This is a genomic window from Aminobacter sp. GW821-FHT11F06 (assembly GCF_058808215.1).
Genome location: NZ_JBXARL010000010.1, coordinates 1 through 11,582, shown reverse-complemented (window position 1 = coordinate 11,582; position 11,582 = coordinate 1). Strand labels below are relative to the sequence as shown.

General features: G+C 63.4%; 14 protein-coding genes. 11 read left to right on the top strand and 3 right to left on the bottom strand.

The features are described 5' to 3' along the window. Positions 1 to 23: 23 nt before the first annotated feature. The 9 genes from cobA to AC1RTB_RS21815 all read left to right on the top strand — a co-directional run bounded on the left by cobA (position 24) and on the right by AC1RTB_RS21815 (position 8,541). Positions 24 to 809, top strand: coding sequence for a uroporphyrinogen-III C-methyltransferase (cobA, locus tag AC1RTB_RS21855; RefSeq protein ID WP_492880967.1), 786 nt, complete (start codon positions 24 to 26; stop codon positions 807 to 809). After that, complete coding sequence (locus AC1RTB_RS21850) at positions 806 to 2,119, top strand: cobyrinic acid a,c-diamide synthase CobB (RefSeq protein WP_492880966.1); 1,314 nt, start codon at positions 806 to 808, stop codon at positions 2,117 to 2,119. The genes cobA and AC1RTB_RS21850 overlap by 4 nt, the downstream gene beginning before the upstream one ends. Continuing rightward, a complete protein-coding gene (gene cobS, locus AC1RTB_RS21845) occupies positions 2,106 to 2,879 on the top strand; it encodes an adenosylcobinamide-GDP ribazoletransferase (RefSeq protein ID WP_492881169.1) in 774 nt (257 codons plus the stop codon). The genes AC1RTB_RS21850 and cobS overlap by 14 nt, the downstream gene beginning before the upstream one ends. A 24-nt stretch (positions 2,880 to 2,903) precedes the next feature. Further along, positions 2,904 to 3,914, top strand: a complete 1,011-nt coding sequence (gene cobT, locus AC1RTB_RS21840; protein WP_492880965.1) for a nicotinate-nucleotide--dimethylbenzimidazole phosphoribosyltransferase — start codon at positions 2,904 to 2,906, stop codon at positions 3,912 to 3,914. A gap of 191 nt (positions 3,915 to 4,105) precedes the next feature. Then, positions 4,106 to 5,092 (top strand): thiosulfate ABC transporter substrate-binding protein CysP, encoded by a 987-nt coding sequence (gene cysP / locus AC1RTB_RS21835; RefSeq protein WP_492880964.1) that lies wholly within the window; start codon positions 4,106 to 4,108, stop codon positions 5,090 to 5,092. A 41-nt stretch (positions 5,093 to 5,133) separates the two neighbouring features. After that, entirely contained in the window at positions 5,134 to 5,997 is an 864-nt protein-coding gene (gene cysT, locus AC1RTB_RS21830) for a sulfate ABC transporter permease subunit CysT (protein ID WP_492880963.1), read from the top strand. A 1-nt stretch (position 5,998) separates the two neighbouring features. Then, positions 5,999 to 6,907, top strand: coding sequence for a sulfate ABC transporter permease subunit CysW (gene cysW, locus AC1RTB_RS21825; RefSeq protein ID WP_492880962.1), 909 nt, complete (start codon positions 5,999 to 6,001; stop codon positions 6,905 to 6,907). Next, positions 6,904 to 7,920, top strand: coding sequence for a sulfate/molybdate ABC transporter ATP-binding protein (locus AC1RTB_RS21820; RefSeq protein ID WP_492880961.1), 1,017 nt, complete (start codon positions 6,904 to 6,906; stop codon positions 7,918 to 7,920). Before cysW ends, AC1RTB_RS21820 begins: the two co-directional genes overlap by 4 nt. Positions 7,921 to 8,091: 171 nt before the next feature. After that, a complete protein-coding gene (locus tag AC1RTB_RS21815; protein ID WP_492880960.1) occupies positions 8,092 to 8,541 on the top strand; it encodes an RrF2 family transcriptional regulator in 450 nt (149 codons plus the stop codon). 5 nt (positions 8,542 to 8,546) lie between these two features. On the opposite strand, the gene AC1RTB_RS21810 is transcribed toward AC1RTB_RS21815, so the two are convergent. The 3 genes from AC1RTB_RS21810 to AC1RTB_RS21800 form a co-directional block, all read right to left on the bottom strand. Beyond that, a complete protein-coding gene (locus AC1RTB_RS21810; protein ID WP_492880959.1) occupies positions 8,547 to 9,464 on the bottom strand; it encodes an LLM class flavin-dependent oxidoreductase in 918 nt (305 codons plus the stop codon). 122 nt (positions 9,465 to 9,586) lie between these two features. After that, a complete protein-coding gene (locus AC1RTB_RS21805; RefSeq protein ID WP_492880958.1) occupies positions 9,587 to 9,739 on the bottom strand; it encodes a hypothetical protein in 153 nt (50 codons plus the stop codon). A 331-nt stretch (positions 9,740 to 10,070) separates the two neighbouring features. Next, a complete protein-coding gene (locus AC1RTB_RS21800) occupies positions 10,071 to 10,343 on the bottom strand; it encodes a YMGG-like glycine zipper-containing protein (protein WP_492880957.1) in 273 nt (90 codons plus the stop codon). A gap of 380 nt (positions 10,344 to 10,723) precedes the next feature. On the opposite strand from AC1RTB_RS21800, the gene AC1RTB_RS21795 reads away from it, so the two are divergent. Both AC1RTB_RS21795 and AC1RTB_RS21790 read left to right on the top strand, forming a co-directional pair. Continuing rightward, complete coding sequence (locus tag AC1RTB_RS21795) at positions 10,724 to 11,209, top strand: hypothetical protein (RefSeq protein WP_492880956.1); 486 nt, start codon at positions 10,724 to 10,726, stop codon at positions 11,207 to 11,209. 272 nt (positions 11,210 to 11,481) lie between these two features. After that, a partial coding sequence (locus AC1RTB_RS21790; RefSeq protein ID WP_492881168.1) for a sugar phosphate nucleotidyltransferase occupies positions 11,482 to 11,582 on the top strand: 101 nt, incomplete at its 3' end.

Genomic DNA, 11,582 nt, shown 5'->3' with positions numbered 1-11,582 from the left:
CGTCATCGGCGAAAGCGACACGCATGAGTCTCGAAAAAGCCATTGCACGTTTGAAGTACGAGCCGCAGATGCTCGAACCCGGCCATGTCTGGCTGGCCGGTGCCGGGCCGGGCGATCCCGGCTGTCTCACGCTCGATGTGCTGTCCGCACTCGCCCAGGCCGACGCGCTGGTCCATGACGCGCTGGTGTCGCCTGAAATCCTCGACATTGCCGAGCAAGCCGAAAAATTCTTCGTCGGCAAGCGCGGCGGCAGGCTCTCGATCCCGCAGGACGATATCAACGCACTTCTGGTGAAGCTGGCGCGAGAAGACCGCAAGGTTGTGCGGCTGAAGGGTGGGCATCCCTTCGTCTTCGGCCGAGGTGCTGAGGAAGCGCTGGTGCTGACGCGCGAGAACATCCCCTGGCGCGTGCTTTCCGGCATCACCTCGGCCTTCGGCGGCCTGACCTCGGCCGGCATTCCCGCGACCATGCGCGGCGTCAACGGTGCAATCATCCTTGCCACCGGCTTTGCCGCTGTCAGCGACGACCGGCCTGACTGGGCAGCCCTTGCCCGCACCGGCCAGCCCATCGTCATCTATATGGGCCTGACGCATATGGCGGACACCGTGGCGGAGCTCTTGGCAGCAGGGCTGCCCGAGGATACGCCCGCGGCATTCGTCGAGAACGCCTCGATGCCGCAGGAGCGCACGGTCACCGCATCGCTCGGCACTCTGATCGAGTCGGCCCGGCGCGAGAAAGTCGTCTCCCCCGCACTCATCGTCATCGGCGGCATCGTTGCATTGCGTGCCGAACTCATGGGGCAAAAATGACCGCGCGCGGGCTGATCATCGGCGCGCCACGCTCCGGCTCGGGCAAGACCAGCGTCACCATTGGTCTTTTGCGCGCATTTGCCCGTCGCGGCGTTCGCGTGCGCGGCGCGAAATCGGGGCCCGACTACATCGATCCCGGCTTCCACAAAGCGGCCACCGGCCTGCCCGGCGTCAATCTCGACAGTTGGGCGATGCCGCCTTCCCTGCTCAATCAGCTCGCAGCGGATGCAGCCAGCGACACCGACCTTGTCATCGTCGAAAGCGCTATGGGCCTGTTCGACGGCATACCGGCCCCGCAAGGACGCTCGGGTGCCGCCGCCGATCTTGCCCGGCTCTACGGCCTGCCGGTGCTTTTGGTGCTCGACGTTTCCGGCCAGTCGCAGACGGCGGCCGCGATCGCCAAGGGTTTTGCCACTTACGACCGTGATGTCCACATTGCTGGCGTGGTGCTCAACCGGCTCGGCAGCGAGCGCCACCGCAAGCTCGCCGGCGACGCCATCGAAGCGCTCGGCCTGCCCGTCGTCGGCGGCATTTTGCGCGACCCAACACTTTCCCTGCCGGAGCGCCATCTGGGTCTTGTCCAGGCCGAGGAGCACGCTGATCTCTTCGCCCACATCGACAAGCTCGCCGATATGGCCGAGCGCTCGCTCGACCTCGACGCGATCATGGCATTGGCCACGCCGCTCGCGCCTGGCGCCGGAGATCAGGGCTATGCGCTTTCGCCGCCCGGCCAGCGCATCGCCCTCGCCCAGGACGCCGCCTTCACTTTCCTATACCCGCATGTCGCCGCGCAATGGCGCGCCATGGGCGCGGAATTGGTGCCGTTTTCGCCACTCGCAGATGAAGCACCCGACGCTTCCTGCGACGTCTGCTGGCTGCCCGGCGGCTATCCCGAACTGCATCCCGGCCGGCTTGCCGCAGCCTCGAATTTCATATCGGGCACGCGCCGTTTCGCCGAGACAAAACCGGTCCATGGCGAGTGCGGCGGCTTCATGGTGCTTGGCGAATCAATCGAGGATGCAAATGGCACGACCCACCCCATGCTCGGCCTGCTTGGCCACGCCACCAGCTTCGCCAAGCGCAAGATGAACCTCGGCTATCGCCAGGCACGATTGGCTGCCGCATGCCCACTCGGCGCCGCCGGTGATGCAATCCGTGGCCACGAGTTCCACTACGCCCAGACGGTCAAGAAAGGCGAAGACACCCCGCTTGGCGAGATATCAGACGGCCAGGGCAATCCGCTTGGTACATTCGGTGGCCGGCGCGGCCATGTCACCGGTACGTTCTTCCACGCCATTGCGAAGGCCTGAGATGACCTCGTTGGCGACGATCTTTGATGACATTCGCATCGGCCTGGTGTTCTTCACCCGCCTGCCCTTGCCTCACTTCGAGGTCAAAGACCGTTCACTCGCCGACGCCATCTGGACCGCGCCGCTGATCGGGCTGGTCGTCGCCGTCATCGCCTGGCTCGTCTACGCCATCGCCTCGTTGCTCGGCCTGTCGCCCAATCTCGCCGCTGCCCTTGCCCTGACTGTTGGCATGCTGGTCACCGGTTGCCTGCATGAAGACGGGCTGTCTGACACAGCAGACGGCTTCGGCGGCGGGCGCACGCGCGAACGCAAGCTCGAGATCATGCGCGACAGCCGCATCGGCACCTACGGTGCCTGCGCATTGGCGCTTTCGATCCTCGCGCGCTGGAGCGCCATTGCCGAACTGGCGACGCCCGGCCACGTGCTTGTTGGCCTTGTCGTCGCCCATGTCGCCTCGCGCGCACTGATCCCCGTGTTCATGCAGATGTTGCCGCAGGCACGCATCGACGGGCTTTCGGCCGGAGTGGGCACGCTGTCCGACAGCGTTGTCCTGACAGCTCTCGCCATTGGCGCTGTGGCTCTGCTGCTGCTTGGCCTCAAGGGCGCCGTCGTCGCTGCCATCTGCCTCGCACTGCTGTTTGTCGCATTTCGAAAACTCTGCCTCGCCCAGATCGGCGGCCAGAGCGGCGACACCATCGGCGCATTGCAGCAGCTCGCCGAGATCACTTTGCTTTTCGCCGCATCCGCCATCCTGGCTTGATTCAATCTTGGAGTATTCGCAGCCATGGCCTTCAAATCGCTCGATGAATTGCGCGCAGCCTGCAGCGCCCTGCCCGCAGGCAGCGATGCCGCCGCGCAAGCCGTAGCTGGCCGTCAGGACACGCTGACCAAGCCGCGCGGCAGTCTGGGCAAGCTCGAAACCATCGCCGCCTGGCTGGCGCGCTGGCAAGGTCGCGACATGCCCCGGCTCGACCGAGTCAAGGTCATTGTCTTTGCCGGCAACCATGGTGTGACCGCCCAAGGCGTTTCGGCCTATCCCTCCGAGGTGACGGTGCAGATGGTGGCGAATTTTGCTGGCGGCGGTGCCGCCATCAATCAGCTCGCCCGCCTTGCCGGTGCCGAGCTGTCGGTGATCCCGCTCGACCTCAACCACCCCACCGGCGACTTCACGCAAGACGTTGCGATGAACGAGGCGGAGTTCCTCGCCGCCGTCGCCACCGGCTATGAAGCGGTCGACGAGGACCTCGACCTGATCTGCTTCGGCGAAATGGGCATCGGCAATACAACACCCGCAGCGGCAATCGCCGCCGCACTCTTCGGCGGTACCGGCCGCGACTGGGCCGGACGCGGCACAGGCGTCGACGATTCGGGCCTGTCGCGCAAATTCGCCGCCATCGACGCTGGCCTCGCCCGCCACGCCGCAAGCCTCTCCGATCCGTTGGCGATTGCCGCAGCACTCGGCGGGCGCGAACTCGCCGCGATCCTGGGTGCCACGCTCGCCGCCCGGCATCTTGGCGTGCCCGTCCTGCTTGATGGGTTTGTCGTCACAGCCGCCGCCGCCCCGCTCGCGAAATTGCACCCGCAGGGCCTCGCCCACACGCTCTCCGCCCATGTCTCGGCCGAAGCCGGGCATCGTCAGCTGCTCGAAGCGCTGCAGCTCCCCCCGTTACTCGATATGGGCATGCGGCTTGGAGAAGGCTCGGGCGCTTGCCTCGCCGTCAACATCGTTCGCTCAGCGTTCGAATGCCACGCCCGCATGGCGAGTTTTGCCGAGGCTGGTGTCACCGACAAATAGTCGGGATTTTCCGGTTCGACAGCGACACAACTGCTGAACCGGAAAATGATTTCTTCTCAACCGCCGAAAAGAGACGAAAATTCTCAACCCCTCAGCGGAGGCAACCTGCCTCTGCCTCCCGCGAACGTAACCTCCCGACTATCTTGCGGCCTACTTTAGCCATTTGCCGCTTGTCTCAGGAGAATGCCCCCATGAAACGCTTCCTTCTCGTCGGCGTAGCCCTTGCCGCGATCCTCACTGGTCCGCTGCAGGCCAACGCCGCGGACAAGCTGCTCAACGCTTCTTATGATGTCGCACGCGAGCTGTTCGCCGCCGAAAACGCGGCGTTCATCGCCAAGAACCCCGGTGTTACCGTCGACCAGTCGCATGCCGGCACCTCCAAGCAGGCGCGCGCCATCGTCGAGGGGCTTGAAGCCGACGTCGTCACCTTCAACCAGGTCACCGATATCGAATTCCTGGTCAAGAACGGCTTTGTTTCCGACGACTGGAAGAAGGATTTCGCCAACCAGGCCTCGCCCTTCTATTCGCTGCCGTCCTTCCTCGTCCGCGCCGGCAACCCCAAGGGCATCAAGGACTGGTCCGATCTCGTCCGCGACGACGTCAAGGTGATCTTCCCCAACCCCAAGACCTCGGGCAACGCGCGCTACACCTATCTGGCAGCCACTGCCTACGCCAAGGAAGCGTTCAAGGGCGACGACGCCAAGGTCAAGGCGTTCGTGACAAAATTGTTCGACAACGTGCCGGTGTTCGACACCGGCGGCCGCGCCGCCACCACCACCTTTGTCGAGCGCAACATCGGCGACGTGCTGATCACCTTCGAAGCCGAAACCCGCTCGATCGCCAAGGAGTATGGTTCCGACAAGGTCGAAAGCGTCATTCCCTCGGTCAGCCTGTTGGCCGAATTCCCCGTCGCCGTGGTCGACAAGGTCGTCGACAAGCGCGGCTCGCGTGATCTCGCCAAGTCCTACCTCGACTTCCTCTACACGCCCGAGGGACAGCGCATCGCCGCCCAGCACGGCAACCGCGTCCACGAGCCGGCGGTTGCGGCCGAGTTCAAGGACCAGTTCCCCGAAGTTCGCCTGGTCACCGTCGAGGACGTCTTCGGCGGCTGGGACAAGGTCCAGAAGGAACATTTCGGTTCGGGCGGCCTGCTCGACCAGATCTACGGCGCGCGTTGACCGCAGCCACCTATTGCTGTTGAGAATTGGAGAGCCGGCCAATGCCGGCTTTCCGCATTGAAGTTTCTAAGGAAGGCATTCCAGTGGCGCGCCGCATTCTACCGGGCTTTCCCCTGGCGCTGGGGATAACCCTCGTCTACGTCTCGATCATCGTCGTTTTGCCGCTCGGTGCGCTGGTCTTCAAGGCGGCCAGCCTCGGTTTTGAGGACTATTGGCGCATCGTCTCTTCGCCCCGCGCCGTTGCCAGCTACCGCGTCACCGCCCTTTCCGCATTGGCGGCGACCGCCTTCAACCTCGTCTTCGGCATGGCGCTGGCCTGGGTTCTGGTACGCTACCGCTTTCCGGGCCGCCGTTTCATCGACGCGCTCGTCGACCTGCCCTTCGCGCTTCCGACAGCCGTTGCCGGCATCGCGCTGACGACCTTGTTCGCCGAGAACGGCTGGTTCGGCTCGGTGCTTGCCCAAGCCGGCATCAAGGTTGCCTACACCCCGCTCGGCATCATGGTCGCCATGGCCTTCACCAGCCTGCCGTTCATCGTCCGCACCGTGCAGCCGGTGCTGGAAGACCTCGATCCAGCGCTTGAGGAAGCCGCACAGACGCTTGGCGGCAGCGACCGCTCGATCTTCCTGCGTGTCATCCTGCCGCTGCTGACGCCCGCCTTGCTCGCCGGCCTGTCCCTGTCATTTGCGCGCAGCCTCGGCGAGTTCGGAGCCATCATCTTCATTGCCGGCAACCAGCCGATGTCCACCGAGATCACAGCACTGCTCGCCTTCATCCGGCTCGAGGAATATGACTATCAGGCCGCCGCAGCGATAGCCTCGGTGCTGCTCATCGCCGCCTTCCTGATGCTCGCCATCACCAACATCCTGCAGACCCGCGCCTTGCGCTACACGGCGAGGGGCTGAGATGAACGCGCCCGTCAAAGGCCGCCCGCCTCGCGTCGGCGACGCCCCACTCTTCCGCCACACGCTGATTGGCATCGTGCTGGCACTGGTCGCCATCGTCATCATCGCGCCGCTGGCCGTCATCGGTTACCAGGCCTTTTCGCAAGGCATCCAGGTCTATGCCGCAGCCATCGCCCACCCTGATACACTGCACGCCATTGGGCTTACCGTCGTCACCGCGCTCATCGCCGTGCCGATCAACACCGCCTTCGGCGTCGCCGCCGCCTGGGCGATCACGAAATTCGATTTCCGGGGCCGCCGCTTCCTGCTGGTGGTCATCGAGATTCCGTTTTCGATCTCGCCCATTGTCGCCGGTGTCGCCTATCTCTTCGTCTACGGCCTGCAGGGGCTGTTCGGCCCGGCGCTCGAATCCGCGGACATCAAGATCCTGTTTGCCCTGCCTGGCATCGTGCTTGCCTCGATGTTCGTCACCGCCCCCTTCGTCGCGCGCGAGTTGATTCCGCTGATGCAGGCCCAAGGGCGCGATCTCGAAGAAGCCGCGACCTCACTTGGCGCATCCGGCTGGCGCACCTTCTTTTCGGTCACGCTGCCCAACATCCGCTGGGCCCTGCTCTACGGCGTGGTGCTGTGCAACGCGCGGGTCATGGGCGAGTTCGGCGCTGTCTCGGTGGTCTCAGGCAACATTCGCGGCCAGACCAACACGCTGCCTCTGCATATCGAGCTGCTCTACCACGACTACCAGACTGCAGGCGCCTTCGCCGCGGCCTCCATCCTGGCGCTGCTCGCCGTCGTCACGCTGGTGGCAAAAGTCCTGCTCGAACGCCAGGGTGCCGGCCGCGCCCGCCGCCGCCCGTCGCTTGCCGCGCCGGCCGCAGCCCCCAAAACCGTTTCCGCTGAGGTTTCGTCATGAAAATCCGCCTCGACAATGTCGAAAAGACCTTCGAGACCTTCCGCGCCGTGCGCGGCGTATCGCTGGAGATCGAAAGCGGCGAACTCGTCGCCCTGCTCGGTCCCTCCGGCTCGGGCAAGACCACCATTTTGCGCATGGTCGCCGGCCTCGAATATGCCGATGCCGGCCACATCTATTTCGGCGACGACGATGCCACCAACATTCCAGTGCGCGACCGTGGCGTCGGATTCGTCTTCCAGCACTATGCGCTGTTCCCGCACATGACGGTGGCGGAAAACATCGCCTTCGGCATGAAGGTCTCGAAAGTCCGCCGCAACAAGGCCGCCATCGATACGCGCGTCACCGAGCTTTTGCGCCTGGTTCAGCTCGATGGCCTGGGCGAACGTTTTCCTGGTCAGATCTCAGGCGGCCAGCGTCAGCGCGTCGCGCTCGCGCTCGCCGTCGATCCCAAGGTGCTTTTGCTCGACGAGCCTTTCGGTGCGCTCGACGCCAATGTCCGCCGCGACCTGCGCCGCTGGCTGCGTGAAATCCACCAGGAGCTCGGCATCACCACGCTGTTTGTCACCCACGACCAGGAAGAAGCGCTCGACCTCGCCGACCGCGTCGTCATCCTCGACAAGGGCCGGATCGTCCAGCAAGGCACGCCCGAAGAGGTCTGCCGCAACCCGGCCTCGGCCTTTGTCATGAATTTTCTGGGCGACACCAATCGCTTTGCTGCAACTGTTTCAGGCGGCCATGCCCGGCTTGGCGATGCCACAATCCCTGCCCCCGGCCTCTCCGATGGCCCAGCAGAAATCTTCCTGCGCCCCAGCGATCTCGGCTGGAATTCTTCAGGCGAAGGCATCCCCGCGACTGTCGCCCGTGTCATCGACCGGCCAGCAGGCCGGCGCATTCTTGCGGTCACCGCGTCTGGCGAAGCGATCGAACTCGATGTCACGCCCGAGACCCAGGTCAGCGCCCGCGAACAGGGCGTCATCACCATCGAGCGTGCCCGAGTCTACGCGGCGGGCTGATTTGGCTCAAAACCCGCAAAACTTACGGAAAATCAACGTGTTTCGGCTTGTATATCAAGTCTGTGGAATTTATCTCTGGTGGAAGCCGGAATGCGATGGGGACGAATCGTTATCCTCGGCATGCAACCTCACGCTGCGACTGGCAGCCGAAGCCGATGACACGCGTTCACCATGCTGACTAAAAAAGGCAAATACGGCCTCAAGGCCCTCGTCCACCTATCGCAACTGCCCGCTGGTCAGCTCGCCTTCGTCGGCGACATCGCGACCGCCAACAAGATCCCGAAAAAATTTCTCGACGCCATCCTGGGCGAGCTGCGCAATGCCGGCTTTGTCCAGAGCCGCAAGGGCAAGGATGGCGGTTACCGCTTGGCCAAGCTGGCCACCGAGATCAAGATCGGCCATGTCGTGCGCGTGCTCGACGGGCCGCTGGCGCCAATCCCCTGCGCCAGCCGCACCCAGTACCAGCCTTGCGATGACTGCGACGAGGCGACTTGCCAGATCAGGCACATGATGCTCGAGGTGCGCCAGGCGATTGCCGGCGTGCTCGACAATCGCAGCCTCGCCCAGGTCCGCGACGCCGCCAATGACGACGTCCTGGGCGACGCGCTCCATCACGCCTGAAGTTTTCAGACGACCTGACGCAGCACCACCGGCCTGTTGCGGCGATGCATGTGCGTTGGCTCCTGCCGCCTGAAAGCCTTGCGCAGCGGCGGGATGACCTGGCGTCCGAACGCCGCGATCGCATCGGCATCATCGAGGCCGTGGACAACGAAGTCCGTCACGCCGAGTTCGACAAAGCGAGCCAGCGCCGAAACGACCTGCTCAGGCGCGCCATCAAGCTGCCAAGCCCGCCTGCCCTCGCCGACATGAACCGGCAGGGAAAAGCCGATGCGCTGCGCCCGGCCGAAAGGCTCGGCCGCAACCCGAACGCGCTCGATCAGCCGCTGCGTTTCGTCGAGCCCGCCTGCCAGCAGTTCGAACCGGTCGGCGTGCCGGCCAGCGATCTTGAGCGCCGTACCCGACAATCCGCCCAATTGTAGCGGTATCACGACGCCTTCGGCAGCCTTCATCGGCACGAAGCCGCCATGGATGCGATAGAACGCGCCTTCGAAGTCGAAAGGCTGCGCATTGGCCCACAGCCGCTTAAGCAGCATCAGATATTCGTCGGTACGCCCAAGCGTAGCGACAAGACCACTGTCGTCATTGGTCTCGCGCAGGTCGCGGCTCGGCGGCACGCGTAGCGCCAGGCGCCCATTGCCGAGTTGGTCGAAGGCGGCGAACTGTCGCGCAGCCACGACGGGCGCCACAATGCCCGGCCAATGGGAAACCAGCACACCAAGCGTCCGCGTCGCGCGCAGCGCCAGCGACGCCAGGTCCATGTTGGCGAGCAGGCCGCCCATGTCGTCGATCATGACACGGCTGAATCCCGCATTTTCAAGCTGCCGCAACCGTTGGACGGCAAGAGCTGTGTCGGAAAAGAAGGAAGAGTGAAGTTCGTCGCTGTCGGCTGTGCCGCCCGGGCAATGGGTGAAGTCGATCTGCATCGCAAACTCCTTCATCTTGTCAGGAACAATTTGGCGCCGCCGCACCGGTTCACGCGCTACCTGGAAAAACCTTCTTCACTGAGAGAACACGGCACCACTTCCGGGCGCCAATTCGAGGCAGTCTAGCGCACCAGTCCGACGACCATCGCCACGGTGAAGCCGAACGACACCGTGAAGATGAGGTAGGACGCAAGCTGGGCAAATGCCACCGGCCTGACGGTCGAAGCCGCGTTTTGCGCCGGCCGGCCGTGTGAGAGATACTGGGTCTGTGCCATCGCAATCTCCATCATGCCGTTAGTCTATAAAAATAATAGACTTTGTCGATTGCTAATTTTGGCAAGATTGTGGAACGGCTTTGCCGCCGCACCAGCTGCGCGGAGCATTTTATCCCCAACAGGCATCCCATTTCAAAGGTGGAACGCTTCAGGCTGTCACGCGACACAGCGCGAATCGATGTAAATACATGTTTGAAAACAATGAGATATAGAAATAACCTGATTCTCGAGAGAACCGAGGCCCGCGACGATCGCCCGCTGAAGGGGTGGCAAAAAATATCCCGAAGACGCGTCAGCGCCGTCGGGATATTGTCGAATTGAGATAGCCGGCTCAGTAATAGCCGCGCTGGCACGGCGCGACATAGGTACGGCCATAGCGGTCGCGATAGCGACACTGGTTGGGCTCATTCGCCCGGCCGATCAGGCCACCGGCGACGGCCCCCACAGCGCCACCGACCAGCGCACCCTCTGCGCGATTTCCGGGGGAGGCAACAGCACTACCGATCGCCGCACCGCCGAGGCCGCCGATGGCTGCACCCTGTTGCGTCTGCGAGCAGGCTGCCAGCGGTACCAGCAGCGCAAGGCTCAAAACCAGTTTCTTCATCGCCAATCTCTCCAAAAAATGTGGTCCCCACCTCGCCTACAATGCGCGGCGGCCATTATCGATCCATCGCGCTTGTGTGTGGCGCGTGGTCGCCGAGTCCCTTCAGCCATTGAGATGCCTTGGCAATTCGGCATGAATCAGGCGACCGCGCAGCAACATCAAGGCGGGTCGGCCACCGGCAGGTCGTCCGCCTGCATTGGCCAGGCTTGAGCAGCCGCAAGCAGCGCGCTCCACATGATGACCGCGCGGCGCGAGCTTGAGGGCGGTATGGGCCAGTTCCCGACGCCAACGCCCTACCCAACTGAAATCTCATCATTGGAAATCCCGATTTTGCTGCGCTACGCAAGGTGCAAGCCGATTCGCCAACCGCCGGGACCATCATGAACAAGGCCGCCACCTCATTTGCCCTCGTCGCCGTGCTGACAGCCTTGTTGATGGCGCTCAGCCTTGCTGTGGCGCGGCACGGCTATCCGTTCGGCGTCACCGGCGTGAACCGGCTCGACGGCATCGCCAACGCCGACACGTTCCTGCCCCTGGCGGCGATCTACTTCTTTGCCGCCATGCTGATGATGATCCTGCCGCTCAAGGCCGCAAGCGTCGTCCTGCTCAACGCTGCCGACACGATCCATTGGGTCGTCGTCGCACTGTTTGCAACCATCGTCGGCTGCCTCGCGGCGCGCTGGGCCTTCGGACATACAAGCGCGCCATGGGCCCTGCTCGACTGGCGCTTCCTGTTCGTCGCAGCCATCGTCGGCTGCCATCTGACGATGAACGAACTCCGCCGCAATGTCCTCTTGCGCAGCCTGTTCTTCGCCATCTTCGGCATCGCCACCCTGGCTTGTTTGTTCTGGTCGTTTCGGCTGTGATCGCAGTCGGACGAGCTGATACGCACAAAAAGGCAGACCTATTGGGCGGCTTGCCGCATGCAGGCGATCCTTGATGAGTCATCGATATCGTTGGAGCAAGATCGCTCAGCGGTTCAATTGCGGGCAATTCAACCGAGCATCACGTAGAATTACACTGCAAAATTAAATTTCAACGGTCTTGGAATGATGATCGGCTAGATACCGGTTGCGAAATGGCAGGCGTTTGACATGCCGTTGGTGCTGTTGCCATCTAGATTGAACGGATTGCTACATTGAAGGGCATCATATTAGCCGGCGGTAGTGGCACGCGACTTTATCCGGCCACGCTTGCGGTCTCCAAGCAGATCTTGCCGATCTACGACAAGCCGATGAT